This window comes from Erythrobacter sp. 'gip.4 top 5', from assembly GCF_056495765.1.
In genome coordinates, this window is the sequence record NZ_CP200270.1 from 2,790,949 (window position 1) to 2,816,703 (window position 25,755).

36 protein-coding genes are annotated in these 25,755 nt (G+C 61.6%); 19 read left to right on the plus strand and 17 right to left on the minus strand.

Annotation, left to right across the window (positions count from 1 at the left end; translation table 11 throughout):
* Positions 1 to 56 precede the first annotated feature (56 nt).
* The 12 genes from pnp to pspF form a co-directional block, all read right to left on the minus strand.
* Positions 57 to 2,366 (minus strand): polyribonucleotide nucleotidyltransferase, encoded by a 2,310-nt coding sequence (gene pnp / locus ACRANW_RS13505; RefSeq protein ID WP_479432275.1) that lies wholly within the window; start codon positions 2,364 to 2,366, stop codon positions 57 to 59.
* Between the two features lie 177 nt (positions 2,367 to 2,543).
* Positions 2,544 to 2,813: a 30S ribosomal protein S15 gene (rpsO, locus tag ACRANW_RS13510; protein ID WP_479432276.1), complete on the minus strand. Its 270-nt coding sequence runs from the start codon at positions 2,811 to 2,813 to the stop codon at positions 2,544 to 2,546.
* A 13-nt stretch (positions 2,814 to 2,826) separates the two neighbouring features.
* Positions 2,827 to 3,762 carry a tRNA pseudouridine(55) synthase TruB gene (gene truB / locus ACRANW_RS13515; RefSeq protein ID WP_479432277.1) on the minus strand — a complete coding sequence of 312 codons (936 nt, stop codon included), beginning with the start codon at positions 3,760 to 3,762 and terminating at the stop codon, positions 2,827 to 2,829.
* Complete coding sequence (locus tag ACRANW_RS13520; protein WP_479432278.1) at positions 3,759 to 4,334, minus strand: thymidine kinase; 576 nt, start codon at positions 4,332 to 4,334, stop codon at positions 3,759 to 3,761. Before ACRANW_RS13520 ends, truB begins: the two co-directional genes overlap by 4 nt.
* 195 nt (positions 4,335 to 4,529) lie before the next feature.
* Positions 4,530 to 4,943, minus strand: coding sequence for a 30S ribosome-binding factor RbfA (gene rbfA / locus ACRANW_RS13525; protein WP_479432279.1), 414 nt, complete (start codon positions 4,941 to 4,943; stop codon positions 4,530 to 4,532).
* On the minus strand, positions 4,940 to 5,383 hold the full coding sequence (locus ACRANW_RS13530; protein WP_479432280.1) for a PaaI family thioesterase: 444 nt from the start codon (positions 5,381 to 5,383) through the stop codon (positions 4,940 to 4,942). The genes rbfA and ACRANW_RS13530 overlap by 4 nt, the downstream gene beginning before the upstream one ends.
* On the minus strand, positions 5,380 to 7,968 hold the full coding sequence (gene infB, locus ACRANW_RS13535) for a translation initiation factor IF-2 (RefSeq protein WP_479432281.1): 2,589 nt from the start codon (positions 7,966 to 7,968) through the stop codon (positions 5,380 to 5,382). The genes ACRANW_RS13530 and infB overlap by 4 nt, the downstream gene beginning before the upstream one ends.
* A gap of 9 nt (positions 7,969 to 7,977) precedes the next feature.
* Positions 7,978 to 8,757: a DUF448 domain-containing protein gene (locus tag ACRANW_RS13540; protein ID WP_479432282.1), complete on the minus strand. Its 780-nt coding sequence runs from the start codon at positions 8,755 to 8,757 to the stop codon at positions 7,978 to 7,980.
* The gene (gene nusA / locus ACRANW_RS13545; RefSeq protein WP_479433957.1) at positions 8,738 to 10,381 is read right to left on the minus strand and encodes a transcription termination factor NusA; all 1,644 of its coding nucleotides are present in this window, start codon (positions 10,379 to 10,381) and stop codon (positions 8,738 to 8,740) included. The genes ACRANW_RS13540 and nusA overlap by 20 nt, the downstream gene beginning before the upstream one ends.
* The gene (gene rimP / locus ACRANW_RS13550; protein WP_479432283.1) at positions 10,378 to 10,938 is read right to left on the minus strand and encodes a ribosome maturation protein RimP; all 561 of its coding nucleotides are present in this window, start codon (positions 10,936 to 10,938) and stop codon (positions 10,378 to 10,380) included. Before rimP ends, nusA begins: the two co-directional genes overlap by 4 nt.
* Positions 10,939 to 11,114: 176 nt before the next feature.
* A complete protein-coding gene (locus ACRANW_RS13555; protein ID WP_479432284.1) occupies positions 11,115 to 11,516 on the minus strand; it encodes a PilZ domain-containing protein in 402 nt (133 codons plus the stop codon).
* 74 nt (positions 11,517 to 11,590) lie between these two features.
* Entirely contained in the window at positions 11,591 to 12,664 is a 1,074-nt protein-coding gene (gene pspF, locus ACRANW_RS13560; protein WP_479432285.1) for a phage shock protein operon transcriptional activator, read from the minus strand.
* A 170-nt stretch (positions 12,665 to 12,834) separates the two neighbouring features.
* Between pspF and ACRANW_RS13565 the strand changes: the two genes are divergently transcribed.
* Genes ACRANW_RS13565 through ACRANW_RS13615 form a run of 11 tightly spaced genes read left to right on the plus strand, consistent with a single transcriptional unit; the run spans position 12,835 to position 16,909 of the window.
* Positions 12,835 to 13,032, plus strand: a complete 198-nt coding sequence (locus ACRANW_RS13565) for a hypothetical protein (protein ID WP_479432286.1) — start codon at positions 12,835 to 12,837, stop codon at positions 13,030 to 13,032.
* Position 13,033: 1 nt separating this feature from the next.
* Complete coding sequence (gene pspA, locus ACRANW_RS13570) at positions 13,034 to 14,017, plus strand: phage shock protein PspA (RefSeq protein WP_479432287.1); 984 nt, start codon at positions 13,034 to 13,036, stop codon at positions 14,015 to 14,017.
* A 3-nt stretch (positions 14,018 to 14,020) separates the two neighbouring features.
* Complete coding sequence (gene pspB / locus ACRANW_RS13575; RefSeq protein WP_479432288.1) at positions 14,021 to 14,326, plus strand: envelope stress response membrane protein PspB; 306 nt, start codon at positions 14,021 to 14,023, stop codon at positions 14,324 to 14,326.
* Positions 14,323 to 14,700 (plus strand): envelope stress response membrane protein PspC, encoded by a 378-nt coding sequence (pspC, locus tag ACRANW_RS13580; protein WP_479432289.1) that lies wholly within the window; start codon positions 14,323 to 14,325, stop codon positions 14,698 to 14,700. The genes pspB and pspC overlap by 4 nt, the downstream gene beginning before the upstream one ends.
* A 32-nt stretch (positions 14,701 to 14,732) precedes the next feature.
* The gene (locus tag ACRANW_RS13585) at positions 14,733 to 15,038 is read left to right on the plus strand and encodes a hypothetical protein (RefSeq protein WP_479432290.1); all 306 of its coding nucleotides are present in this window, start codon (positions 14,733 to 14,735) and stop codon (positions 15,036 to 15,038) included.
* Complete coding sequence (locus ACRANW_RS13590; RefSeq protein ID WP_479432291.1) at positions 15,038 to 15,352, plus strand: hypothetical protein; 315 nt, start codon at positions 15,038 to 15,040, stop codon at positions 15,350 to 15,352. The genes ACRANW_RS13585 and ACRANW_RS13590 overlap by 1 nt, the downstream gene beginning before the upstream one ends.
* Complete coding sequence (locus ACRANW_RS13595; protein WP_479432292.1) at positions 15,352 to 15,720, plus strand: hypothetical protein; 369 nt, start codon at positions 15,352 to 15,354, stop codon at positions 15,718 to 15,720. The genes ACRANW_RS13590 and ACRANW_RS13595 overlap by 1 nt, the downstream gene beginning before the upstream one ends.
* Positions 15,720 to 16,034, plus strand: coding sequence for a hypothetical protein (locus ACRANW_RS13600; RefSeq protein ID WP_479432293.1), 315 nt, complete (start codon positions 15,720 to 15,722; stop codon positions 16,032 to 16,034). Before ACRANW_RS13595 ends, ACRANW_RS13600 begins: the two co-directional genes overlap by 1 nt.
* Complete coding sequence (locus tag ACRANW_RS13605; protein ID WP_479432294.1) at positions 16,031 to 16,282, plus strand: hypothetical protein; 252 nt, start codon at positions 16,031 to 16,033, stop codon at positions 16,280 to 16,282. The genes ACRANW_RS13600 and ACRANW_RS13605 overlap by 4 nt, the downstream gene beginning before the upstream one ends.
* The gene (locus tag ACRANW_RS13610) at positions 16,279 to 16,455 is read left to right on the plus strand and encodes a hypothetical protein (RefSeq protein WP_479432295.1); all 177 of its coding nucleotides are present in this window, start codon (positions 16,279 to 16,281) and stop codon (positions 16,453 to 16,455) included. The genes ACRANW_RS13605 and ACRANW_RS13610 overlap by 4 nt, the downstream gene beginning before the upstream one ends.
* A 43-nt stretch (positions 16,456 to 16,498) precedes the next feature.
* Entirely contained in the window at positions 16,499 to 16,909 is a 411-nt protein-coding gene (locus ACRANW_RS13615) for a SufE family protein (RefSeq protein WP_479432296.1), read from the plus strand.
* A 103-nt stretch (positions 16,910 to 17,012) separates the two neighbouring features.
* On the opposite strand, the gene ACRANW_RS13620 is transcribed toward ACRANW_RS13615, so the two are convergent.
* The 4 genes from ACRANW_RS13620 to ACRANW_RS13635 form a co-directional block, all read right to left on the minus strand.
* Positions 17,013 to 17,549 (minus strand): sterol desaturase family protein, encoded by a 537-nt coding sequence (locus ACRANW_RS13620; protein ID WP_479432297.1) that lies wholly within the window; start codon positions 17,547 to 17,549, stop codon positions 17,013 to 17,015.
* Entirely contained in the window at positions 17,546 to 18,331 is a 786-nt protein-coding gene (locus ACRANW_RS13625; RefSeq protein ID WP_479432298.1) for a fatty acid desaturase, read from the minus strand. The genes ACRANW_RS13620 and ACRANW_RS13625 overlap by 4 nt, the downstream gene beginning before the upstream one ends.
* A gap of 141 nt (positions 18,332 to 18,472) precedes the next feature.
* Positions 18,473 to 19,105: a class I SAM-dependent methyltransferase gene (locus tag ACRANW_RS13630; protein ID WP_479432299.1), complete on the minus strand. Its 633-nt coding sequence runs from the start codon at positions 19,103 to 19,105 to the stop codon at positions 18,473 to 18,475.
* A 181-nt stretch (positions 19,106 to 19,286) separates the two neighbouring features.
* On the minus strand, positions 19,287 to 19,733 hold the full coding sequence (locus ACRANW_RS13635) for an acyl-CoA thioesterase (RefSeq protein WP_479432300.1): 447 nt from the start codon (positions 19,731 to 19,733) through the stop codon (positions 19,287 to 19,289).
* Between the two features lie 142 nt (positions 19,734 to 19,875).
* Between ACRANW_RS13635 and leuC the strand changes: the two genes are divergently transcribed.
* From leuC to ACRANW_RS13675, 8 genes are all read left to right on the plus strand, one after another.
* Complete coding sequence (leuC, locus tag ACRANW_RS13640; protein WP_479433958.1) at positions 19,876 to 21,306, plus strand: 3-isopropylmalate dehydratase large subunit; 1,431 nt, start codon at positions 19,876 to 19,878, stop codon at positions 21,304 to 21,306.
* Between the two features lie 45 nt (positions 21,307 to 21,351).
* Entirely contained in the window at positions 21,352 to 21,525 is a 174-nt protein-coding gene (locus tag ACRANW_RS13645) for an LPXTG cell wall anchor domain-containing protein (RefSeq protein ID WP_479432301.1), read from the plus strand.
* A gap of 15 nt (positions 21,526 to 21,540) precedes the next feature.
* Entirely contained in the window at positions 21,541 to 22,140 is a 600-nt protein-coding gene (gene leuD / locus ACRANW_RS13650) for a 3-isopropylmalate dehydratase small subunit (protein WP_479432302.1), read from the plus strand.
* Between the two features lie 25 nt (positions 22,141 to 22,165).
* Complete coding sequence (locus tag ACRANW_RS13655; RefSeq protein WP_479432303.1) at positions 22,166 to 23,164, plus strand: NADPH:quinone oxidoreductase family protein; 999 nt, start codon at positions 22,166 to 22,168, stop codon at positions 23,162 to 23,164.
* An 88-nt stretch (positions 23,165 to 23,252) separates the two neighbouring features.
* Positions 23,253 to 23,576 (plus strand): DUF1476 domain-containing protein, encoded by a 324-nt coding sequence (locus ACRANW_RS13660; protein ID WP_479432304.1) that lies wholly within the window; start codon positions 23,253 to 23,255, stop codon positions 23,574 to 23,576.
* Positions 23,577 to 23,579: 3 nt separating this feature from the next.
* Entirely contained in the window at positions 23,580 to 23,813 is a 234-nt protein-coding gene (locus ACRANW_RS13665) for a BolA/IbaG family iron-sulfur metabolism protein (RefSeq protein WP_479432305.1), read from the plus strand.
* 35 nt (positions 23,814 to 23,848) lie between these two features.
* Positions 23,849 to 24,178 carry a Grx4 family monothiol glutaredoxin gene (grxD, locus tag ACRANW_RS13670; RefSeq protein WP_479432306.1) on the plus strand — a complete coding sequence of 110 codons (330 nt, stop codon included), beginning with the start codon at positions 23,849 to 23,851 and terminating at the stop codon, positions 24,176 to 24,178.
* Between the two features lie 334 nt (positions 24,179 to 24,512).
* Entirely contained in the window at positions 24,513 to 25,307 is a 795-nt protein-coding gene (locus tag ACRANW_RS13675) for an NUDIX hydrolase (protein WP_479432307.1), read from the plus strand.
* Between the two features lie 11 nt (positions 25,308 to 25,318).
* On the opposite strand, the gene ACRANW_RS13680 is transcribed toward ACRANW_RS13675, so the two are convergent.
* Positions 25,319 to 25,735, minus strand: coding sequence for a hypothetical protein (locus tag ACRANW_RS13680; RefSeq protein WP_479432308.1), 417 nt, complete (start codon positions 25,733 to 25,735; stop codon positions 25,319 to 25,321).
* Between the last annotated feature and the right edge of the window lie 20 nt (positions 25,736 to 25,755).

The following is a 25,755-nucleotide window of genomic DNA, read 5'->3' on the forward strand; positions in this document are numbered from 1 at the left end:
AAGAGGCCGCCCGGATCGCTCCGGGCGGCCTCAATGGTTTGCCTCAGATGAGGCGATCAGTCCTTGAGGAAGTCGGGCAGGCCAGCAGGTGCGCTGCCGCGGTCACCACCGCGATCGCTACCGCCACGTCCACCGCGATCACCGCCGCGTCCGCCGCCGCCACTGCCCTTGGGTCCACGACGATCACCGCCGCGATCCCCGCCACGTCCGCCTTCGCGTCCGCCTTCTCTGGGCTCACGCGGTTCACGTGCCGGGCGGGTGTCTTCCAGTTCGGCGCCCGTTTCCTGATCGACGACGCGCATCGACAGGCGAACCTTGCCGCGCTGATCGATCTCGAGCACCTTGACCTTCACTTCCATGCCTTCAGACACAACGTCGGTGGGCTTTTCGACCCGCTCGTTGCGCATTTCTGAAACGTGGACGAGGCCATCCTTGCCGCCCATGAAGTTCACAAACGCGCCGAAATCGACGATGTTCACGACCTTGCCGTCATAGATCTTGCCGACTTCCGCTTCCTGCGTGATGCCGAGAATCCACTTCTTCGCCGCTTCGATCTCGTCAACGTTGCTGGACGAGATCTTGATCACGCCTTCATCGTCAATGTCGATCTTGGCGCCGGTTTCGGCAACGATTTCACGGATCACCTTGCCGCCGGTACCGATCACTTCACGGATCTTCGACTTGTCGATCTGGATCGTCTCGATGCGCGGTGCGTGCTTGCTGACTTCGGTGCGGGCACCGGTCAGCGCCTTGGCCATTTCACCCAAGATGTGCATCCGGCCAGCCTTGGCCTGTTCCAGCGCCTTGGCCATGATTTCCTGCGTGATGCCGGCAATCTTGATGTCCATCTGCATCGTGGTGATGCCGTTTTCCGTGCCAGCAACCTTGAAGTCCATGTCGCCCAGGTGATCTTCATCACCCAGAATGTCCGACAGAACCGCAAAGTCATCCCCTTCGAGGATCAGACCCATGGCGATACCCGAAACGGGCGACGTCAAAGGCACGCCAGCGTCCAGCATTGACAGACAGCCACCGCAGACAGTCGCCATCGAGGACGAGCCGTTGGATTCGGTAATGTCTGACAACACGCGGATGGTGTAGGGGAAATCTTCCTTGCTCGGCAGCACCGGATTGAGCGCACGGAAAGCAAGCTTGCCGTGGCCGATCTCGCGACGGTTTGATCCGCCAAAGCGGCCCACTTCGCCAACCGAGTACGGCGGGAAGTTATAGTGCAGCATGAAGCTGGTGTACCAAAGGCCTTCCAGCCCATCGATCATTTGCTCGGAATCCTTGGTGCCTAGCGTGGTGGTGCAGATCGCCTGCGTTTCACCGCGGGTGAACAGCGATGAACCGTGCGTGCGCGGCAGGAAACCGACGATGGCTTCGATCGGACGAACCTGATCAAGCGCGCGACCGTCAATGCGCTGACCATCCTTGAGGATCGCTCCACGCACGATTTCGGCTTCAAGCTTCTTCATCAGCTTGCCAGCCACGTTCTGGGTCTGCCCGCCTTCGTCGGCAAACGCTGCCTTGGCCTTGGCCCGCGCTTCGTTCAGCAGATTGGAACGCGCCGACTTGTCAGTGACCTTGTAAGCCGCCGCGATGTCGCTGCCGATCAGATCCTTGAGCTTGGCCTTCATATCAGCGGTGTTATCGCTGAGATCGACCGTCCAAGGCTCCTTGGCGGCCTGTTCGGCCAGATCAATGATCGCGCCGATGACGTTGCGGATCTCGTTATGCGCGAACATTACTGCGCCGAGCATTTCATCCTCGGTCAGTTCCTTGGCTTCGGATTCCACCATCATCACCGCGTCTTGCGTGGCGGCAACGACCAGATCCAGGCGGCCATCGGCCAGCGCGCGATCCTGCTTGGGGTTGAGGGTGTATTCGCCATCGACGTAACCGACGCGGCAGGCGCCGATCGGGCCCATGAAGGGCAAGCCGCTGATGGTCAGGGCAGCCGAGGCTGCAATCATGGCGACCATGTCCGGTTCGTTTTCGCCGTCAAACGACAGAACCTGACAAATTACGTTGATTTCGTTATAGAAACCTTCGGGGAACAGCGGACGGATCGGACGATCGATCAAGCGGCTGACCAGCGTTTCCTTTTCCGTGGCGCCGCGTTCACGCTTGAAGAAGCCGCCCGGGATACGCCCGGCAGCCGAGAACTTTTCCTGATAATGGACGGTGAGCGGGAAGAAATCCTGCCCTTCCTTGACCGACTTGGCGGCGGTCACGGCGCACAGCACCACGGTTTCGCCATAGGTGGCCAGAACGGCGCCATTGGCCTGACGGGCAATATGCCCGGTTTCCAGAGTGAGGGTTTTGCCGCCCCATTCCAGCGATACGGTTTTCGTGTCGAACATGTATTTTCCTTCTGAACCCACTCAGCCATATTGCTGCGCGGGGCCTCTTGTGCCGGGGAAACAACCGTCCCGGTCCGGTTCAGGGCGCTTTGGCCCCCAAGGCGCGCAGACCGAATGCCTGCACGCCCGATATGCAAAAAGGGCGGCCCGTTTGAGCCGCCCTTTGATGCAAAACTCTTACTTACGCAGGCCCAGCTTCTGGATCAGCGCATTGTAGCGCTCGACATCCTTCTTCTTGAGGTATGCGAGCAGCGTGCGGCGCTTGTTGACCATCATCAGCAGGCCGCGACGCGAATGGTTGTCCTTGTGGTGATCCTTGAAGTGCTCGGTCAGGTTGCGGATACGCTGCGTGAGGATCGCAACCTGCACTTCGGGGCTGCCTGTGTCGTTGGAATCACGGGCATTATCAGCAATGATTGTCTGCTTAACTTCGGCGGTCACCGACATACTACGTCTCTTTCTACTCAGCGACATCGGGAAGGTTGAAACCCCGCACGACCGTGGCCGTGCCATCCGTGATTTCCATCAGCGCAACCTGGACGTTGCCCCGTTTCGCCAAATAAAGCCCGGATGATTGGGGCATGTCAGACAGCACCCGGCCCTGTCGGACCGCCTGCGCGCTTGTCTGATCGAGGTGGAGGGCCGGGATGTCGTCCAGCCCTGCCTCTAACGGCAGGAGGAGGTGTTCAAGGCCTTCGCGCTTAGCTGTTTGCTCCAACAAGTCCAGCGAAATCGCCTGATGCTGCGTGAACGGTCCAGCCTTGGTCCGTCGCAGATAGGTGACGTGGCCGCAAGTATCCAGCGCGTAGGCAATGTCGCGCGCGAGGCTGCGGATATAGGTGCCTTTGGAGACGTGGGCCCGAAGGGTAGCCCATCGCGTCCCGTCGGCTTCTGCGCCTTCAGCAAGATAGGCGATGTCGTAGATGGTCACCCGACGGGCTGGCACTTCGACATCCTCGCCCGACCTTGCCCGATCATAGGCGCGCCGCCCGTCGATTTTGATCGCGGAATAGGCTGGCGGTACCTGATCAATCTCGCCGATGAAGTCTGCAAGAACATCCTCAATTTCGCCGAAGCCCGGGATGTTGTCGCTCGTCGCTACGACGTCGCCCTCGGTATCGAGCGTTGATGTCTCGGCCCCGAACGCCACCGTGAATTCATAGATCTTGCTCGCATCCAGCATCCGCCCGGCCAGCTTGGTCGCCTCGCCCAAGGCAATCGGCAACACCCCTTGCGCCAGCGGATCGAGCGTTCCACCATGCCCCACCTTGGTCTTGGCATAGCCGTTCTGGCGCAGCACGCGCTTTATGGCGCTTACGCCTTGGGTTGATCCCATGCCTTTGGACTTGTCGAGGATCAGCCAGCCCGACAGGGGTACGCCCCGCGTCACGCTCATCGCCCCATCGCTTCGGCAAAATGCTTGCGGCACAGCGCAATGTAGCGGTCATTGCCACCAATCTCGGTCTGCTGGCCTTGGCGCACGGCCTTGCCCTTTTCATCGACGCGCAGATTCATGGTCGCCTTGCGGCCGCAGTGGCACACGGCCTTTAACTCGATCAGCGCATCGGCGATCCCCAGCAGCACCGCCGATCCGGGAAACAACTCGCCCTGAAAATCGGTGCGCAGGCCATAACACAGCACCGGAACCCCGCTCTCGTCCGCCAGCCGCGCCAGCTGCCACACCTGCTCTGGCGTCAGGAACTGCGCTTCGTCCACCATCACGCAGTCGAGCGGCGCAACGGCATTCGCAGCGCTCACCTCCGCCCACAAGTCGGTATCGCTGTGAAACCGATGTGCGGAGCGTTCCAAACCAATGCGACTTTTGACCTGCCCGCCCGACCGACTATCGAGCGCCGCCGTCCACAGCATTGTCGCCATCCCGCGCTCGCGATAATTGAAATCGGCTTGGAGCAGGTGCGAACTTTTGCCAGCGTTCATGCTGGCGTAGTAGAAGTAAAGCTTAGCCATCGCGTCAGATTACCCCCTCACCACACGCTGAGCCCGATCGGTCCTGTGGGAACCGATTAGCGCAATTCGGTGCCATCATGTTCAAGCCTGCTGCCCTTTGACGGATGGTTTTATTGCCAGCTTTGGCGATCAGCGTATCCGACGGTTTCGACATCACTGACAAGCCGGCACGCTAAAGTCGCACCGGGTGCCCTGTCAGGCGTCTTCGTCGCCATCCTCTTCATCGAGATCGCGCAGCACCTTGGGATCGCGGAGCAACGTCTCGATCCGGTCGGCTTCGGCAAAGCTTTCATCCTTGCGGAACCTGAGCTTCGGAGCGAACTTGAGCCCAAGTCTCTGGGCGACCTCGCGCTGGAGAAAGGCCGTGTTCTGACGCAACGCATGAACAATTGCGTCCTCTCCGGCCCCCAAGAGCGGCTTCACATAGGCCGTGGCGTGCCGCAGATCGGGCGTCATGCGCACTTCCGTGACCGAGATGTGCGCCGCGCGCACGACATCATCGTGCACATCGCCGCGTGCAAGCAGCTCCGACAAAATATGCCGGACCCGCTCGCCCACCTTGAGAACCCGGACCGATTGCTGTTCGGCGGTGAACGGAACCTTGGTCACGATGCCATCCCTGTGCTGGTCGCGGTCGGGCGCGGGGTTGGCAAAGCGGTCGAGGTCGATCGGGCGTAAAGCGTGCCATCTTCGGCCAGCAATTCGCCTTCGAGAAAGACCACCCGCCGCCCGGCCTTGACCACCCTGCCCTTACCGATGAGGCTTGCGCCGTCCGGGATCAACCGGATCAGAGTCAAGGAAATGTCGAGATTAAGGGGTGCCATTTCGCCCCCCGTCGCCGCGACATAGGCATAGCCCATCACGTCATCCAGATAGCCGGCCACCAGTCCACCCTGCACGCCGCCGCGCCAGGTGGTCATTTCACGCTTTACGGTAAAGCGCATGGTGGCGGTCTGCGTGTCTGCGTCCCAGCCGACGAATTGCGAGCCGAGCAGCGCCGTGTGCGGCGACTGCTCGGCATCGTCTGGGTAGTAAGCTGCCTCGCTCACAGCGTCCGCTCACGCTCCTCGACCGAGAAGACTTCAAGCTGGTCGCCCGGCTTGATGTCGTTGGTGTCTTCCAGCACCACGCCGCATTCCAGACCTGTACGAACCTCGTCGACATCGTCCTTGAACCGCCGCAGCGAACCGATCTTGGTCGCTGAAACGATAACATCGGCGCGGGTAAGACGGGCGAAGAGACCCTTGCGGATAACCCCTTCTTCCACCAACAGACCGGCGGCCTTGTCGCGCTTGCCCGACTTGAACACCTCTTTGACGAGTGCCCGGCCGACCACGTGCTCAACCCGTTCCGGACCAAGCTCGCCGATCATCTCCTTGGCGATGGCATCGGTCAGGTGATAGATGACATCATAATACATCATCCGCACGTTATCGCGTTTCAGCAGTTCGCGCGCTTTGGCGTTTGGACGCACATTGAAGCCGATGATCGGTGCCTTCGATCCGCCTGCCAACACCACATCACTCTCGGTGATCGCACCGACGCCGCCATTGAGCACGCGCACCTTGATGTCGTCGTTCGACAGATTGTGGAGCGCATTGATGATTGCCTCGACGGAGCCTTGCACGTCCGCCTTCACCACCACCGGAAATTCGATGACGTTGGAAGACAGCGTGTTGAACATCGTATCGAAATTGGTCGGGGCCAACGCAGTGCGCTTTTCCGTTGCGATTTCCTGACGATATTTGGCAACTTCACGCGCGCGCTGTTCATTCTCCACGACCGAGAGATTGTCACCGGCTGACGGAACGCCGCCAAGGCCGAGCACTTCGACCGGCATCGAGGGGCCAGCTTCCTTGATCTGCTGTCCCTTGTCATCGACGATCGCACGCACCTTGCCGCTTTGCGTGCCCACCACGAAGGTATCGCCCCGCCGTAGCGTGCCACGCGTGACCAGCACCGTTGCGACAGGGCCACGGCCTTTGTCGAGTTGCGCTTCGATCACGGTCGCCTCGGCATCGCGATCGGGCCGCGCGCGCAGTTCCAGCAGTTCGGCCTGCAAGCCGATGGCCTCGATCAACTTATCGAGCCCTGCACCGGACTTGGCCGAGACCTCGACATCCTGCACATCGCCCGACATCGCCTCGACCACGATTTCATGCTCGAGCAAGCGTTCACGGATCTTTTGCGGGTTGAATTCGGGCTTGTCCGACTTGGTGATCGCCACGATCATCGGCACGCCGGCCGCTTTGGTATGATTGATGGCTTCGACCGTCTGCGGCATCAGCCCGTCATCGCCAGCCACCACCAGAATGACGATGTCGGTCACATTCGCACCGCGCATCCGCATTTCGGTAAAGGCCGCGTGGCCTGGCGTATCGAGGAAGGTGATCTTGTCCTTCGCCTTGGTGGTGATCTGATAGGCGCCGATGTGCTGAGTGATGCCGCCGGCTTCACCCTTCACCACGTCTGTACCGCGCAGGGCATCGAGCAGGCTGGTCTTGCCGTGATCGACATGGCCCATGATCGTCACAACCGGCGGACGCGTCACCAGCGTTTCTTCCGGATCCATATCGACGCTGCTGTCGATATCGACATCGCTGGCTGACACGCGCGTGATGTTGTGGCCAAACTCTTCAACCAGCAATTCTGCCGTGTCCTGATCGATCGTCTGGTTGACGGTAACCATCATGCCCAGATTGAACAGCGCCTTGACCAGATCCGCGCCCTTTTCGGCCATGCGGTTGGCGAGCTCGCTGACGGTAATCGCTTCGGGCACAACCACGTCGCGCACCTGCTTTTCACGCGGCTTGGACGGGCCGCCCTGGCCACGGCGTTCCTTTTCACGCGCACGCTTGAGCGCAGCGAGACTGCGCGCACGCCGACCTTCATCCTCGTTCAGCGCACGCGTGACGGTCAGCTTGCCCGACCGGCGAGCATCCTTGCCTTCGTCGCTGGGTGCGGCACGCTTCTCGTCTTTCTTCTTGGCCTTGGCCTCGGGACGCTTGACCTCGGGGCGTTCGACAGGCGTGAAGCGGCGTGCGGCCGGAACGACATCGGTCTTTGCAGCCACAGCCTCTGCGGCAGGTGTCGCACCAGCCTCCTCGGCCGCATCCGCAGCAGCGGGCACTTCTGCAGGCTCGGGCGCTGCTTCAGCAGCGGCAGGTGCGGGCTTTTCGGCGGGCGCGTTACGCTCACGCTCGGCCTCTTCCTCGGCGCGGCGATTTTCCTCGGCGCGGCGGCGCTCGTCCTCATCAGCGCGAAGACGCTCTTCATCCTCACGCTTGCGCGCTTCTTCGCCAATCCGCAGCCGTTCTTCCTCGGCTTCAAGCTGAAGACGCTTCACTCGCTCCTGCGGGGTCTCGCTCGCAGGCGCAGGGCGCGCCGAGCGCTGTTGCGGGGCTGCCGGCCGCGATGCTTCGGCCACCGGAGCGGGCGGCGGCGGCGGCGGCGGGGGGGGCGGCGGTGCAGCCGCTTCGCTGCCAGGCTTGCCGAGCACGCGGCGGCGCTTCACCTCAACCACCACCTTGTTGGTGCGGCCGTGGCTGAAGGTCTGCTTGACCTCGCCCGCATCCACCGAACGCTTGAGGCCCAGGGGTTTGCGGATGCGTGGGGTGTCGTTGTCGTCGCTCATATTCGCTCGTCAGTCCTTCACGTATTCATCAATGTCCGCCGACCCGCCATCAGGCTGATCAGCGTGGCCGGATGTATCCCGGCCCGTTTCGTTCGTCGCGTTCGCCCCATCATCCCCGGTGTAATGCACCAGTCGGGAAACCGCCTGAAGCACGCGATGTGCCGCGCGCATGTCACCCGGATGACCGGCGACGCCCAGGTGGACTACGTTATCGCGGCCCAATGCCACAGACAGCGCGGTGCGGTCCAGAGGCAAGACCTGCCCACGCAGGCCAGAACCCTCCGCATCAGTGCCCACTCGCCAAGCTTGGTCAAGCTTACGCCGCCCATCCTCGCTGCTGTCGGCAGCATGAAGCAAGACGGCAATTCGTCCACTGCGCGCCTGTTCCTCGATCCGGGCCGAGCCCATCACGATGTTACCGCTGCGCAATTCCAATCCCAGCCGGTCACACAAAACACGCACCAGCGACGATTTGACCTTTTGCGGCAGATCCTCCGGGATCGTGAGAGGTGCGCCTTTGAAGGCGCGCATCAGCGCCTTTTTGAGATGGCCATCACCAAGAGCAGCTTCAAGACCCGCACGATTAACGCCGATCCATGCCCCGCGTCCAGGCGCCTTGGCCGCAGCGTCAGGCAGCACCAGTCCGTCCGACGAAATCGCCAGACGCAACAAAGCGTCCCGTTCCGAGGTCGCCCCGGTGAGGATACAGCGCCGCTCGCTCCCCGCAGTGTCGGGAAGCGTCGGCTCAACGATGTCGGACGTCAGGCTCTCATTGGGTGGAGTCCGCATGGGCGGCCTCCTGCGTGTCGGGTCCGGCGACGACTTCGTCTTCGAACCAATGCGCACGGGCCGCCATAATGATGGCGTTGCCCTGCTCTTCGGAGAGGCCGTAGTCGCCCAGAACGCCGCCCTTGTCGGTTTCGCGCTGCGGACGACGCTGCGGCGGACCATCGGTATTGCCACGGCGACGCGGGGCTTCACGTTTCTTGGCGATCAGCTCGTCGGTGGCGAGATCCGCCAGATCGTCGAGCGTCTTGATCCCCGCTTTGCCGAGCGTGACCAGCATCGCTTCGTTAAGGTGCGGGATTTCGGCAAGCGCATCTTCCACGCCCAGACCACGGCGCACTTCGCGGTGCGCGCCTTCCTGGCGTTCGAGCGCTTCCAGTGCCCGGCTCTGAAGTTCCTCGGCGAGATCATCGTCGAAGCCTTCGATACTGGCGAGTTCGGAGAGGTCGACATAGGCGACCTCCTCAAGCTCGGCGAAGCCTTCGGCCACGAGCAGCTGCGACAGCGTCTCGTCAACGTCGAGCTCTTCTTCAAACATCTTGGAACGCTCGGCAAATTCCTTCGAGCGCTTCTCCGAGGCTTCTTCCTCGGTCATGATATCGATCTGGTGGCCGGTTAGCTGGCTCGCCAGACGCACGTTCTGGCCGCGGCGACCGATCGCCAAGGAAAGCTGATCGTCCGGCACTACCACTTCGATGCGGCCATCGTCTTCGTCAAGCACAACGCGGCTGACCGTGGCAGGCTGCAACGCGTTGACCACAAAGGTCGCGGTGTCTTCCGACCACGGAATGATGTCGATCTTTTCGCCCTGCAATTCCTGCACGACGGCCTGCACACGGCTGCCCTTCATGCCGACGCAGGCACCGACCGGGTCAATGCTGGAGTCACGACTGATCACACCAATCTTGGCGCGGCTGCCCGGGTCACGGGCGGCGGCCTTGATCTCGATGATGTTGTCGTAGATTTCGGGGACTTCTTGCGCGAACAACTTCTTCATGAAGTCGGGATGCGCGCGGCTGAGGAAGATCTGCGGGCCGCGGTTGTTGCGCTCGACCTTGGTGATCAGCGCACGCACGCGCTCGCCGGTGCGGGCAGCTTCGCGCGGAATCTGCTGATCGCGGCGGATCACACCTTCGGCACGGCCGAGGTTGACGATCACGTGGCCGAATTCAACCGACTTGATCACGCCGGTGATGACTTCGCCTTGACGATCCTTGAACTCTTCAAACTGGCGTTCGCGCTCGGCATCGCGGACCTTCTGGAAGATCACCTGCTTGGCCGATTGCGCGTCAATGCGGCCCAGATCAACCGGAGGCAGCGGATCGACGATAAAATCACCGACCTTGGCACCAGGTTGCAGCTTGTCGCCCTGCTTGAGATCGACCTGCTTGAAGTAATCTTCAACCTCTTCGACCACCTCGACCACGCGCCACAGAGTCAGATCGCCGGTCAGCGGATCGAGCCTTGCGCGAATATCGTTTTCCGCGCCGTAACGGTTACGCGCAGATTTCTGGATCGCTTCTTCCATCGCCTCAATGACGATGGACTTGTCGATCATCTTTTCCGTTGCCACCGCGTTAGCGATGGCGAGGAGTTCAGCCTTGTTGGCGGAAATGGCACTCATCAGTCGTCTGCCTTTTCTTCTTCGATGAGTTCATCGACTCCACTGGTATCCAGTGGGCGGGTGGCGGCGATCAGCGCGTCGGTCAGGACGAGCTTGGCCGTATGAATTTGTGCCAGCGGCAAGCGCACATCGCCTGCCTTGGCTTCGGCGATAAGGATCATACCATCCTCCAGCCCGCCGAGCACGCCCTTGTTGACGCGCTGACCATCATAATCCTTGTCCATGACGATCCGCACATCATGCCCGGCCCAATTCGCGAAATCCTTTTCGCGGGTCAGCGGACGATCAATGCCGGGCGAACTGACTTCAAGATGGTAGGCCCCCTCGATCAGCACTTCGCCCGCTTCTTCTGCCGCATCAATCACGTCTGACACTCGGCGTGACAACGCGGCGCACTGGTCTATCACCAGTTGCCCGGTGGCAGCGTCTTCCGCCATGACCTGCAACGCCATACCGCCATCACCTGCTTCGGACGGGAGCATCGCAACACGCACCAGATCAAAGCCGAGCGCGGTCGCTTCGGGTTCGATAAGCTGTGTGAGGCGGGCGATATCGGCCATTCAGGCTCCCAAGAAAATTGCGTGCGATTCGGCAGTTCGGAAACGCGGTTTGAGGCCGGCCCCCGGAGGCGCCAGCATCCAAACTTTGTCTCGACAATGCCGGGATTGGCGCTGCGTTTATGCCGTGGTGCCCGATTTGGCAAGTGCGAACCTTGCCGATCGCGGTGCATCAACGGTTACTTTTCTCCGGTCACCCAGGATCGCACCTGGTCAAGAAGGGCTTGATGTTCGCGTTGCTGAAAGGTTTCGGCATGATGCCGGACCGACAGGATGGCCGCATGGGGCAGCAATTCATCGAACATCAAGCCGTTCACCCCTCCGCCACGGCCGGGCACAAACCGCACCGCTTCGCCAAAAACCTCAACTCCCGCAACCTTCAGAAACCCCACCTCGCCGCATGGCAGAGGCGCAGCCATGGCAATCTGTGCACCGGTGGATGACAGATCAACAAGGATACATTCATGCGTTCCCTTGGTGCTGATAAACCGCGCAGGGATCGACAAGCGCAGTCGGGCGGCTGTTCGCCGTCCAACAGCCGCAGTCGTGCCGTTTGCAACAGGGGGGACAGGGCTGGGCATCAAACCCAAGCCTCTCTCATCACGGTAAAAATTGAGCCCCGTCAGCTTTAGGGCAATCTCCTTAAAGCAGGGCTTTAGAGATCCGCCGCAGCGTCATCGGGTTCTTCCATCAAGGAATGCTTGCGAATGCAGTGGCGCAATTGATCGTAGGTAAGGCCGAGCGCGCGAGCGGTCTGCCGCTGGTTCCAGCGATGTCGCCCAAGCGCATGGGCGAGGATCGCTCGCTCGTGTGCGTCCACGGCTGCGCGCAAATCTTCAATACTGTCAAAAGCCGCCGTCGCACCGGTCACCGGAAGGGAAGACGACGCGGCTTTGCTTACAACCGCAACGCCAGATGGGGCATGGCGGCGCCGATGTTCCGGCTGGCGCGGGCGCCAGGGGCTATCGAACGGATCGAACTGGACATGTGCAATCGGCATGTCAGGCCCTGCCCAGCGGTAAACCGCGCGCTCAACCACATTGCGCAGCTCGCGGACATTGCCCGGCCACGGATGATCCTCCAGCGCGTCCATCACATGCGGTGCAAAGCCCGGCCAACGCTCCCAATCGAGTTCGGCCGCCATCCGCCGCCCGAAATATTCAGCCAGAACACCGATGTCGCCCTCGCGCACCCTAAGAGGCGGCAGGGTGATAACTTCGAAGCTTAGCCGGTCCAGCAGATCGGCACGAAATTCGCCGCTGGCCGCAAGCGCTGGCAGATCGTCGTTCGTCGCAGCCACAATCCGCACATCGACCCGGATCGGGCGCGAGGCGCCGATGCGCGTGATTTCGCCATATTCGACCGCGCGCAGCAGCCGCTCCTGTGCACCCATCGACAAGGTGCCAAGTTCATCGAGAAACAGCGTGCCGCGGTCAGCCTCCTCAAACCGGCCCACGCGGGACTTGGTGGCGCCGGTAAAGGCCCCGGCTTCATGCCCGAACAATTCGGCCTCGATCAGGGTTTCCGGCAGCGCGGCGCAGTTCATCGTCACCAGTGGCTCGTCCCAGCGGCTCGACAGGCGGTGAAGACGTTCGGCGATCAATTCTTTGCCCGTGCCGCGTTCCCCGATCACAAGCACCGGACGGTTCATTGCAGCCGCACGACTGGCGCGTTCGACCGCGTCGAGAAAGGCCCCTGATTGACCGATGAACTGGTTTTCGTGCTTCACATCCAAACTATAGTGAAAAACACCAATGCTTGGCAATACAGACCAACATCACCCGGCCATTCTTGCCCATAAACCCCACAATTGCGCCATTCACGCGATTTGGCACGGCGGTTGCAGAATACCATCTAAGACGGCTCAAATGACTTGGGCACATCACTTGGGAGGCCACAATGATCGACCGCAAACCTGCATCCGCCAATTCTTCGGGCCGCTTCTGGAACTCCAAGCTCGGGCACGCCGCGATGGCCAGCATCGCCGCCATGGTGATGATGATCGCGCTCTCCTCGCAGATCCAGCCGGGCGCCGTTCACGCCGCCCCGATCAGCTACCCCGCTGCCGAAACCGGCGCGATGATCGAGATCGCATAGAATGGGCGATCCGTTTGACCCCCTCGGGCCGGAGCGCCCCAAGCAGGACGTCCCCCCTGCCGATGCTGACCGCGACGCACGCCCCACCCGCGCCGCGCACAGCGATGCTCCGGCCCACCCTTCCCGCCTGCTCAGCGCTAGCCGTCTTTCACGGCTGGACGAGGAGATCGAAGCCTTGCGCCGCAACCCTTCCGCGACGCAATCGCGCAGGTCAACCACCCCGCCGCAGGATGAGCGCACTGCGCCTCTCGACCGGGTCAATTCGTTTCTCGATGGAGTAGCCTTCATGGGCATTTTCAGCCGCACCCGCGACATCATTGCCGCCAATTTCAACGATATGCTCGACAAGGCCGATGATCCTACCAAGATGATCCGCATGATCATCCTTGAAATGGAGGAAACGCTGGTTGAAGTCCGCGCCAGCGCGGCGCGCACCATCGCCGACCAGAAGGAAATGCACCGCCACTGCGTCAAGCTGGACCGGCTCCAGGCCGATTGGGGCGAAAAAGCGCAGCTTGCGCTCAGCAAGGATCGCGAAGACCTTGCCCGTGCCGCGCTGGTGGAACGGAAGAAGGCCAGCGACATGGCCGATCAGCTCAAGAGCGAGATCGCGGTGCTCGACGATGCCTTGCGCGCCTACGAGGAAGACATCGCCAAGCTGCAGCACCGCCTGCGCGAAGCGCGCAGCCGCCAGACCGCGATTGCCGCCCGCCTTGAAAGCGCCGAAAACCGCGTCAAACTGCGCACGCTGATGAGCACGGAACGCACCGATGAGGCGCTGGCCCGCTTTGACCAGCTCGAACGCCGGGTCGATTACGCCGAGGGCCGCGCCGATGCGCTGCGCATCGCCGAAGAAGGCCCGCCAAGCCTCGCCGATGAAATCGCCGCCCTCGCCGGATCGGATGCGATTGATGACGAACTGGAAGCCATGAAGAAGGCGCTCGGCATGCCCGATGACAGTGCCAACCGCAACAAGGGGGAATAAGCCATGGATTTTGAGGTCATTCTTGTTGTCGCGATGCTCTTCATCGGTCTGCCCTGGGTCATCCTGCACTACATGACAAAGTGGAAGACGGCCGCGACCATCACGGTCGATGACGAAGTCCTGTTGGAAGAACTCTACAACCTCGCCAAACGGTTGGATCAAAGGATGGAAACAGTAGAGCGGCTTGTCGCCAGTGATGATCCCGATTTCACCCCCGCCCGCCGTCTGATCGCCGATCACCAATCCGACAATGACCAGCTGCGCGAACTGGAAGCACTGATGGCCGAGAAGAAAGGAACCCGCGCATGAACAGCCCCCGCACCACGCTCTACCGCGACAAGCACAATGCCAAGATCATGGGCGTTTGCTCTGGGATCGCCGATTACACCGGGGTCAATGTCTTCTGGGTTCGGTTCGCTGCGGTAGCATCGATTTTCATCACGGGCGGACCATCGATCATCGCCTATTTCATCGCCGGGTTCCTGCTCAACAAGAAGCCGCCTTATCTCTATCGCGATGAAAGCGAACAGAAATACTGGCAATCCGTCCGCCAGAGCCCGAAACGGACCGCCCGCGAAATCCGCGCCAGCTTCCGTGACATCGACCGTCGGCTGGCCGCCGTGGAAACGCATTACGTCAGCAGCAACCCGCGCCTGAATGCCGAAATTGAACGGCTGCGCTAGACACCAGCAACACGCGATATGGGGAACGAATAATGGCAGGGGAAATGGCGTTGATGATCCCGATTCTGGGCATTCTGCTCGGCTTCTTCGGGGTCTGGACCAATCACAAGGAAAAGGTCGCCAAGTTGCAGACCAAGGTCGTGGCCAGCGAGACCGCGGAGAAGGCGGCGCAATATGCCAGCCACATTCAGCGGCTTGAAGATCGGGTGCAGGTGCTCGAACGCATTGTCACCGATCGCGGTTACGACATCGCCACCCAGATCGAGGCACTGCGCGATCAGCGCCGGGTGGATGAGGGGGCGGGCGTACCGCTTGGCCTTAACAAGGAGCGGGTGTGATGCATGGATTTGGAGGCCCCTTTTTCGTTCTGGCTATCATTGCGATCTGCACGGCGGGATGGCTGATCAATAACTGGATCCGCGCACGTCACGGCTATCCGCTGGAGAACGAGTGGGGCGGCACGATCGAGCGCCGCGACACCGATGAAAAACACCGGCTGCGGGCTGAGAACCGTGAACTCCATGGCCAGATCGATGCGATGCAGGACCGGCTGGTGGTGCTCGAAAAGATCGTCACCGACCGCAGTTATTCCCTGTCTCAGGAAATCGAGGCGCTGCGCGATGCGCCCATTATCGGCAAGGAGCGCGTGTGATGGAGCCTGCTGACCTTCTCCCCTATCTCGGCTGGATCATCGGCGGCGCGTTTACGCTGGGCGCGGCAGGCATCCTGACCTCGTTTCAGACCACCCGCATGAAGATCAAGAACGGCTACCCGCTCGAAGGCATGTGGGGCCAATCACTCAAGCCCGGATCGGACAAGCAAACCGCGCACCGCGTGACGTTGTTGACTCAGGAAAACGCCGAACTGCGCGCTGAACTTGGCAGCATCAAGGACCGCCTGATCAATGTCGAGCGGATCGTTACCGATGGCGGCTATCATCTGGGCGCGGAGATTGACGCGCTCAGGGATTTGGGGCGTGACCGGGCGCTGACCGGGCTCAAGGACAAGGGCGAAGCGTGATGAGCGGCTGGGCCATGGTTATCATCGTTGCGATTATCGTTTGGGGCGTGGTGCAATATGCCAAGGCTCGCGCCGGGATCGTCATGGATGAAGACGGCAACGAGATGATCGCTCCGCGTGACGATGGCCGGTCGGCAGCCGAGCTGGAAGCGGCCCGCGCCGAACTCGCAAATCTCAAGGAACGCGTGAAGGTGCTCGAACGCATCGCCACCGACGCGAACAGCGGCGATGCGCGCGAACGGGCGCGGATTTCTGCCGAAATCGAAGCGTTGCGGGGGTTGCCCGCAGCCAGCAAGGAGGAACCAGGCCAATGATGTCGTCCCTTCTCGACCCCTTCGTGATCATGGCCACGTCCGGCCTGATTGCGATCATCGTCATCGCCGCCGCGCTGCTTCGCGGCTGGCAGGGCTGGCTTGATCTCAAGCGTCAGGAGCTTGACCGTGCTGCGCACCACCCGGCACAGGCGGATGGTTCCAGCATCGGCACCGCGCGGATCGAACTGGCGGACCTGAAGGAACGCATCCGCAAACTGGAAGCCATCGCCAGCGGAGTTGAACTGTGAACGCGGCGCGCAACACCGCCACCCAAGCCGGCATCGGACTTGGCAGTGCGATCGCCGTCGCCATCAGCTGGAGCCTGCACCAGTCGATCATATGGGCCATCATCCACGGCTTTTTCGGCTGGTTCTATGTCGTGTGGCACGCGGTCACCCGTCCCGGCGGCCTCAGCGGGTAATTCCCCCCTTCCGTTTCGGGCGTGCGATGCCTAATTGTAGCCCATGCGTACGCTTTCCGACATTCTCGAAGAATATGAGTTCCTTGAAGGCGATGATCGTTATGGCCTGCTGATCGAGCTTGGCCGTGATCTCGACCCGATGCCTGGTGCGCTGAAGACCGATGCCACGCTGGTGCGCGGATGCTCGGCTGCCGTGTGGGTCTATCCCGCGTCGCAAGAAGAAAACACGCTCCACTTCCTTGCTGACAGCAATGCCGCCATCACTAAGGGCATTGTCGCGCTGGTGATCGCTGCGGTGCAGGATCGCCCTGCTGCCGAAGTCGCCACCATGGACGTGATGGGCGCGCTTGCCCCGTTTGATCTGAAAAGCCAGCTGTCGAGCAATCGGACACAAGGCGTTCCGAACATGATTTCACTGGTCAAGGAACATGCAGCGCGGCTGGCGCAAAGCTAGTACGCCATCGAGCCATTGTTTCACGTGGAACAGCAGCGAGCGCGGGCCTAACAGGGGTCTAAGGTGGGTCTAGACAGGGTCTACGAACGGCCTGCGCCGTCCCCTAAAGGTTGCGACCTACCGTCTCGAAACCATCACCGTTGGCACCGGCACTTTCACGCACCACTGCCAAGCCCGCTTCCTTCTGGCGCTTCAAGTCCGCCTTCAACTTGGCCGGATCGCGCGCGAACACAAAGCCGAAGCTCACCCCGCCTTCCTTGCCGATTGTGGCGTGATGCAGCTTGTGCGCCTGCACCAACCGCTTGGCGTAGCCTTTGCGCGGCACCCACTTCCAGTAACGCTGATGCACCAAGCCATCATGCACCAGCGTGTAGATTACCCCATACAGCGTGATCCCGACCGCAAACCACCACAGCCAGTCCCAATACAGCGCGCCATAGATATACATCGTGGCATTGATCGAACCAAAGACAACCGCAAACAAATCGTTCTTTTCCAGCATGTTATCATGTGGCTCGTGATGGTCACGATGCCAGCCCCAGCCCCAGCCATGCATGATGTACTTGTGCGCGACCCACGCGAAAATCTCCATCCCGATCAGGGATGACATCACGGTCAGAAACACTTCGAGCCAGCTCATGCAGGCACCTTCTCAGTCAATTCGGTAAGGCCCACCCCGGCGTTGCGCGCGCGCGGCAACGCCCACCACGGCACATCGGGGCGGCGGTGGTGTTCGAGATGATAGCCAAAATGAAAGCACGTGGCGAGGCTGGCGATGGGGCCGAACGCTTCGCTGCGGGTGTTGTGCCGGTCGGCAAAGACGGACGCATCGTCGCCCTGCACATGGCGATGCGGGCGGAAGGTGCCAAAGTAGAACAGTTGCAGCGACGAGCCGAGCGCGGGCAGGCCGTACAGCATGACGATCTGCACCATCGGTATGTCCAGCACGAGCCAGTAGACGCCCACGACGGTATGGACGAACAGCAGCGATCGCCACCCGAAATAGCGCCGGAGAAACGTACCGTACCAGCGCCAGAAATTATCCGGATGGTGTTCATCGAAATCGGGATCGCCTGCGTGTCCGGCCAATTTGTGATGGTCAAAATGCGCATCACGCAACTGTTTCCACGCAAAGCCTGCATAAAGCGCCAGCAGCACTGTGCCGATGGCGCCGTTCATCCGGGGTTGCCCGGGCACAAGCGTGCCATGCATCGCGTCATGGCAGACGATGAACACGCCCACGGAAAGCCAGCATTGCACGATCGCCATCGCCAGGGCGAACGGCCAGTTCGACCAGGTCAGTTCGAACACGAACATCCCGTAAGCGTGGATGCCAAGCCAGCTGCCTGCAATGGCCACTGCCAGCGCAAGGCCGATCGCGCGTTGGAGGCTGCGCTGGGGCAAGACAAAATGCGGGTTCATCAGAGAAAGGTTACGCGCTGGCGGAGCATGAAGATGCGTATAGACCCCGCGGCGCCCGTGGCAATTGCGTTTGCGCAAAGCCGGGTTGCAACAGGTCGTGATGCAGCAGGTCGAATGGTCCGTGCAGCGCCGCCCGTGGCGCTATTCGCTGTCCTTCCAGCCCCAGGCAAGGCGGCACGGGAGAATGTTGAGCCATTCAAACCCGCTATCGACCCGGTCAAAATGCTGTGCGGTCAGGTTTTGAGCCGACTTGCTGAACTGATAGGTCAGAAATGCACCGCCGGGACGGATGGCGCGGTGCGTGGCCTCGGCGATGCGGGGGCCAAGACCATCGGGCAAGGTCGAAAAAGGCAGGCCTGACAAAATGTAATCCGCCTGTTCGTGGCCGTGCGTGCGGATGATTTCCTCGACATCTTCAGCCGAGCCATGAACCGCAATAAAGCGGCTGTCGCCGATGGTGCGGTTGAGATAATCGATATACAGCTTGTTGGTGTCGATCACGATCAGCATGCCATCACGCGGCAGCAGATCGAGCACCGGACGGCAGAAAGTCCCCACGCCCGGACCATATTCAACAAACAACCTGCAACGGTCCCAATCGACCGGCCCCAGCATCTTCCTGATCGTGAAGCCGGAGGAGGGAATGATCGAGCCGACCATCACCGGATGTTCGATGAACCCCTGAAAAAAGACCCCCCAAGGGCCAAGGAAATCGCGCAATTTCCGTTTCAGCCGCGTGGATTTGCGTGACTGTGTAAACTCGTAACCGGACATCAGTGATCTGCATCCCATGCCTTGCCCTCAGGCATGAGGAACAATCCGAATGCGCGCGAAATCGCAAATTCATCCAGAATTTGCAAGACTGGGCTGCAGCCACAGTCGCCTCAACCCAAAAGCCACCGCCAGCCCGTGGCTGGCTTGCGACGAAACTTGCAACGCCCGTTGCAGTGGTGCCTTAAGAGACTGCGTTCGCTGACTGCTTGCCCTCGTCGTCCTGTGGAAAGAAGAACGTGCGCAGGTGTTCACCGATCCGTGCGGGGCGCAGGGTTTCGGCATCGATGCAGCACCAGCTCGATTGCACTTCGGCCAGCACCTCTTCGCCGCGCTTGATCAGCGTCGAATAAAACGCCCGTGCGCCATTAAAGCGTTCCAGCACGGTCTGCGCCATCACATCATCATCAAGGAAAGCCGGCTTGCGGTAGGTAATCTCGTGCTTCAGCGCGACCCAGGCCTTTGATGCGACATCTTCCGCTGGCGCAATCCCGCGCCAATGCGCCAACACCGCGTCCTGCACCCAGCTGAGATAGCGCGAATTGTTGACATGACCCATGAAGTCGATGTCGGACGGCTCCACCGTAATCGGGTGAAGAAAGACGGCGGCAGAAGAATCGTTTGCTGACATGAGTGTCAACTACCGCAAGATTATGACAATTTCTATCACCGTGTGCAGGTAAACCGTCGCAATCTTGCAACAGCGGCGCAAAGATGATTAGGGAACGTGATCCAAAGGCATCACCTTGCCTCAAACCGATGGACTGTCGATCATGGCCAGCCGCCCGCGCACGCTCTATGAAAAGATCTGGGACGCGCATGTTGTCGAGATGCGCGATGACGGAACGGCGCTGATTTATATCGACCGTCATCTGGTGCACGAAGTCACCAGCCCGCAGGCGTTCGAGGCACTGAAGGTGGCCGGGCGCCCGGTGCGCAGGCCGGAACTGACGCTCGCCGTGCCCGATCATAACCTGCCGACGACAGCGCGGGTTGACGCAAACGGCGCGCCGGTGCCGATCGGCGATCCGGAAAGCGCGGCGCAACTGGCCGCGCTCGAAGCCAACGCCCCGGCCCATGGCATCCGCTATATTCCCGCGACTGCCAAGGAACAGGGGATCGTCCATGTTGTCGGCCCCGAACAGGGCTTCTCGCTACCCGGCACCACCATTGTCTGCGGCGATTCGCACACCGCCTGCCATGGCGGCCTTGGCGCGCTGGCCTTCGGCATCGGCACCAGCGAGGTTGAACACGTGCTGGCGACACAGACACTGCTGCTCCAGCAATCCCGCCCGATGGAAGTGCGGGTCGAAGGCGATCTTGGCCCCGGCATCAGCGCCAAGGATCTGATCCTCCACATCATCGGCCAGATCGGTGCGGCGGGCGGCAGCGGCTACGTGATCGAATATCGCGGCGCCGTGTTTGCGGCGATGAGTGTCGAGGAACGCCTCACGGTCTGCAACATGAGCATCGAGGCGGGCGCACGCGCGGGCCTGATCGCGCCCGACGATACGACCTTCGCCTACCTCAAAGGCCGCCCGATGGCCCCGAAGGGCACTGAGTGGGACGCGGCGGTTGCTTACTGGCGCAGCTTGCACACCGATGATGGCGCGGTGTTCGCCAAGTCGGTCGTCATCAACGCTGCTGATGTTGAGCCGAGCGTCACCTGGGGCACCAGTCCCGAAGACGTGGTGGCAATCGGTGGGCGCGTGCCCTCCCCCAATGACTTTGCCGATGAATCGAAGCGCGTCGCCGCGCAGAAGAGCCTCGATTACATGGGCCTCAACCCCGGCACGCCGATGACCGAGATCCCGATCGAGAACATCTTCATCGGCAGCTGCACCAACAGCCGCATCGAAGACCTGCGCGCCGCTGCCGGCGTGCTCAAGGGCCGCCACAAGGCTGATAACGTGCGCTGGGCGATCGTGGTCCCCGGCTCAGGCCTTGTGAAGGCGCAGGCCGAGGCAGAGGGCCTTGACCGGATCTTTACCGACGCGGGCTTTGAATGGCGCGAGCCGGGGTGTTCGGCCTGCCTCGGCATGAACCCCGACAAGGTTCCGGCAGGCGAACGCTGCGCATCGACCAGCAACCGCAATTTCGTCGGCAGACAAGGCCCCGGCGCACGCACGCACCTCGTCAGCCCCGCAATGGCGGCGGCTGCCGCTGTCACCGGGCGGTTGGCCGATGTGCGCACCCTGGTTTGACGACATTCTCTTGAAACCCCCGCGCCCGAGGCGCAAGGATACGCCATGACCGACAAGCCCAAAACCAACAACGCCCGCAACGCCGCGATTGCCGCAGCCGGAGCGATCGGATCGGCCGCGATTGCCGCAGCGCTGATGTATGCTGGCAAGCGCAAGAAGAAGAACGAGCCGACCCAGCCCGGCCCGATCCCTTCAGGCGAGCCGCCGCAGACCGATTAAGGACACTCGCGCCGCATGCAACCGCTCACCCGCGTCGAAGGCCGTGCCATTCCGCTTGGCCTCAAGAATGTCGATACCGACATCATCATCCCGGCCAGATGGCTCAAGACCATCAGACGCGAAGGGCTTGGTGCAGGCGCGTTTGAGGCTCTGCGGGCGGAACCGGGCAATGTGATTGACGATCCGGCCTATGCGGACGCGACCCTGCTAATCGCGGGCGACAATTTTGGCTGCGGGTCAAGCCGCGAACACGCCGCATGGGCGCTGGGTGACTTGGGGCTGCGGGTGGTGATCGCCCCCAGCTTTTCCGACATCTTCTCGGGCAACGCGGTCAAGAATGGGATCCTGCCCGTCGTGCTGCCCCAAGACGCCGTCGACCGCTTGCTCGACGTTGCACGGGCTGGCGAACCGATCACGGTCGATCTCGAACACCAGACTGTCACCACGACCTATCAGGATCGCTTCACGTTTCAGATCGATCCGTTCCGGCGGGATTGCCTGCTCGGCGGTCTCGACGAGGTAGGGCTGACCATGGCGCGGGGCGAGGCCATTGGCGGTTTCGAGGCCGCCCGCACCGCTGCCCAGCCCTGGCTGATGCGCGGCACCGCCGCCTGACATATTCCACAAGGGAGAGGACATCATGAAAGCCATTCGCACCCACGCCATCGGTGGGCCTGAGACGCTGACGCTCGACGAGATCGAGACCCCCACCCCCGGCACGGGCGAGGTGCTGGTCGCGGTGAAGGCCTGCGCGATCAACTATCCCGACGGGCTGATCATCCGCGACATGTACCAGTTCAAGCCGCAGCGCCCCTTCTCGCCCGGCGGCGAGATTTCCGGCGTGATCGAAGCGCTGGGCGATGGCGTCGAAGGCTTTGCCGTGGGTGACCGGGTGCTGGCCGGGATCGGCAATGGCGGACTTGCGGAAAAAATCGTGGTTCTGGCCGGGCGGATGTTCAAGGTGCCCGATGGCGTGCCCTTCGAGAAAGCGGCCAGCCTGCTGATGACTTACGGCACCACGATCCACGGGTTGAAGGATCGCGGCCATATCAAGGCGGGCGACACCGTGTTGATCCTGGGCGCGGCGGGCGGCGTCGGGCTGGCGGCAGTCGAACTTGCCAAGGCGTATGGCGCGCGCGTGGTGGCCGCAGTCTCCTCCGAAGCCAAAGGCGAGGTCGCCCGCAAGGCCGGGGCCGATGATGTCGTGATCTACCCGCGCGATGCGATGGACAAGGACGCGTCCAAGGCGCTCGCCAGCGCGTTCAAGGCCGCCTGCGGGCCGGACGGCGCCAACATCGTCTATGACATCGTCGGCGGGCAATATTCAGAACCGGCCTTACGCGCAATTGCGTGGGAAGGCCGCTTCCTGGTGGTCGGCTTCCCGGCCGGGATCGCCAAGATGCCGCTCAACCTGACCTTGCTGAAAAGCTGCGACATCTGCGGCGTGTTCTGGGGCGCTTTTACCGCACGCGAACCGGAAGCCTTCCACGCGCAGGTGGGTGAATTGTTCGACCTGATGAAAGCGGGCAAGATTGACCCGCTGGTCAGTGAAACCTTCCCCCTCGCCCGCGCTGGCGATGCCATCGCCAAGCTTGAAGCGCGCGAAGCGGTCGGCAAGCTTGTGGTGACGATGGATTAGAGCGCGATGCGCGCGGCTTCCCGCTTGAAGCCACGCGCGCCCGCCTCTATCGCAGGCCACAGATCGTATCGGAAGGGACTCCCGCATAATGACCGACTTCAAGGATCGCGAACGCGCTGAAGAAGCCAAGTTCGCGCTCGACGGCGAAACCGCCTTCCGCATTGCTGCGCGCCGCAACCGCCTGCTGGGCGAATGGGCAGCAGGCCTGATGAAGCTGACCCCGGAAGAAAGCGACGCCTACGCCAAGGCGGTGGTGCAGGCCGATTTCGAGGAATCGGGTGATGAAGACGTGGTGCGCAAGTTGCTGGGCGATCTGACCGCAGGGCAAGCAGAAATCACCGAGGCTGACATCCGCGCAAAGCTGGAAGAATTGACGATCGAAGCCCGCCGCCAGCTGCTCGGCGGGGTCTGACCCATGCCGATGTCCGCCAGCGCCATCGAAGACGCAATTCTTGCCGCCCTTCCTGGGGCAACCGTTGAACTGAGGGATCTGGCAGGCGATGACGACCACTGGGCCGCCACCGTCACCGCGCCGCAATTTGCCGGATTGAGCCGGGTGGCGCAGCACAAGCTGGTCTATGCCGCGTTCGGCGGGCGCATGGGCGGGGAACTGCACGCCTTGCAAGTCACCACCGTGGTCCCCACGTAAAACGCAACATTCACAATCAAGGGCTGCAACGCACCATGTCCGACGCCAATACCCGCATTTCCGATCTCGTCACCAGCAACGATGTTGTGCTGTTCATGAAGGGCACGCCGCTGTTTCCGCAATGCGGCTTTTCCAGCCGTGCCATCGCGATCCTCGACCATTGCGGCGTCGCGTATGAAAGCGTCGACGTGTTGCAGGACATGGAAGTCCGCCAGGGCATCAAGGCCTTTTCCGACTGGCCGACCATTCCGCAGCTTTACGTTAAGGGCGAATTCGTCGGCGGCAGCGATATCATGATGGAAATGTTTGAAGCCGGCGAATTGCAGCAGCTGATGGATCAGAGCGGCGTCGCCAAGGTCGCCTGACGCTTACGTCTGCCTAATGAGATAGGGTCAAGCGCACGCCCCCAACAGAAAAGCGCCCCGCAGGACCAGTGCGGGGCGCTTGTTTGTTTTCGGCTGAGGCGAAACCCGGAGACCAGGGTGGGTCGCGCCTCGTATCGAAGACCATTCGGGACCGCTGTAATCTTTGCACAACGCGTGCCAAACTGCAAAAATGACGGAAATCTGAGGTTTTTTCGTTGTGGCGCAATCCGGCGAAGCTACAGATTGTAAAGCATCCCGACACCCACGACCCAATCCGGCAGGACATCGCCTTGGCACTTGGCAAGCGCTCGCCGCGCGGCCATTCTTTGCCGCGATGACCCGTGACACATCCTCCGATTCTGGCCCCGAAGGCATTCCCGCCGCCACCATCATTATCTTTCGAAACGCCCCCGATGGCGGCGCGCCGGAGGTGCTGATGACCGTGCGTTCGCGCAACATGACCTTTGCAGGTGGCATGGCGGTGTTTCCGGGCGGCCGCGTTGATCCGGCGGATTATGCGCTGGGCGAAGCGGTAGCGGGTGAAATGGGCGTCGCGCCCGATGAAGCCGCGCACCAGATTGCTGCCGTGCGCGAGACGCTGGAGGAAACCGGTCTCGCGCTGGGGCTGGCTGGCGATATCGACGCGGCCCGCGCCGCGAAGGCACGGGCGATGCTGGCGCAAACGGCGGCGCTTGCCCCGGTGCTGGATGCCTTCGGCTGGCGGCTTGATCTGGCAGCGATCACGCCGTTTGCGCGCTGGTTCCCGAAGAACGAGGCCATTGCGCGGATCTATGACACGCGGTTTTATCTCGCCAACCTTGGCACAGGCGCAGTCGATGTTTCGATCGACCATGCGGAAAACACTCATTTGTTCTGGATCAGTGCCGCCGGCGCGCTGGAAGCGGCGGAGCGCGGCGAGATCAAGTTGATCTTCCCCACCCGCCGCAATCTTGAACGCCTTGCCCTGTTTGCGAGCTACGAAGAAGCGCGCGCTCAGGCAGAGGCGATCCCCGTGCGCACGATCATGCCGCAGGTGGTAGAGCAGGACGGCAAGTCATGGCTGACGATCCTCAGCGACGCTGGCTATCCGGTCACAGCGGAACCGCTGGAGAATGTGGCGCGGGGGTAAGCCGGCCGCGCTTAACCCACATCGCGACACTTGAGGTCGATCACCCGCCAAGCGAGCCGCGACGGGTTTCCGCCGAGCCGCTGCACTTCCTGATCGACACAGCGCTGGACCGGATTTCGGGTATCGAGCGCGCCGCCGCGCAGCAATCGATCAAGATCGATCACATCCTGCAGTTCCTGAGCGGTGAGATCCCCGATCGACCGTGTGCCTGCCTGCACGGCCTGAAGGTTGAATTGCGCCCGTGCTGCCCGGTCCAACAAGGGACTATCCGGCGACGGTGCTGCGGCATCAGGCGCAATGCTTCGGGGGGCAGAGGTCTGGCCAGCCAATTGCGCGGCGACGGTCAAGCCCAGCGCACTGAACGCGGTAAAGATTTGATCTCCTAGCATCACGACACCTCCGGGAACGATCATGGTCAGATAACCCATCAGGTTCACCCAACGCAATT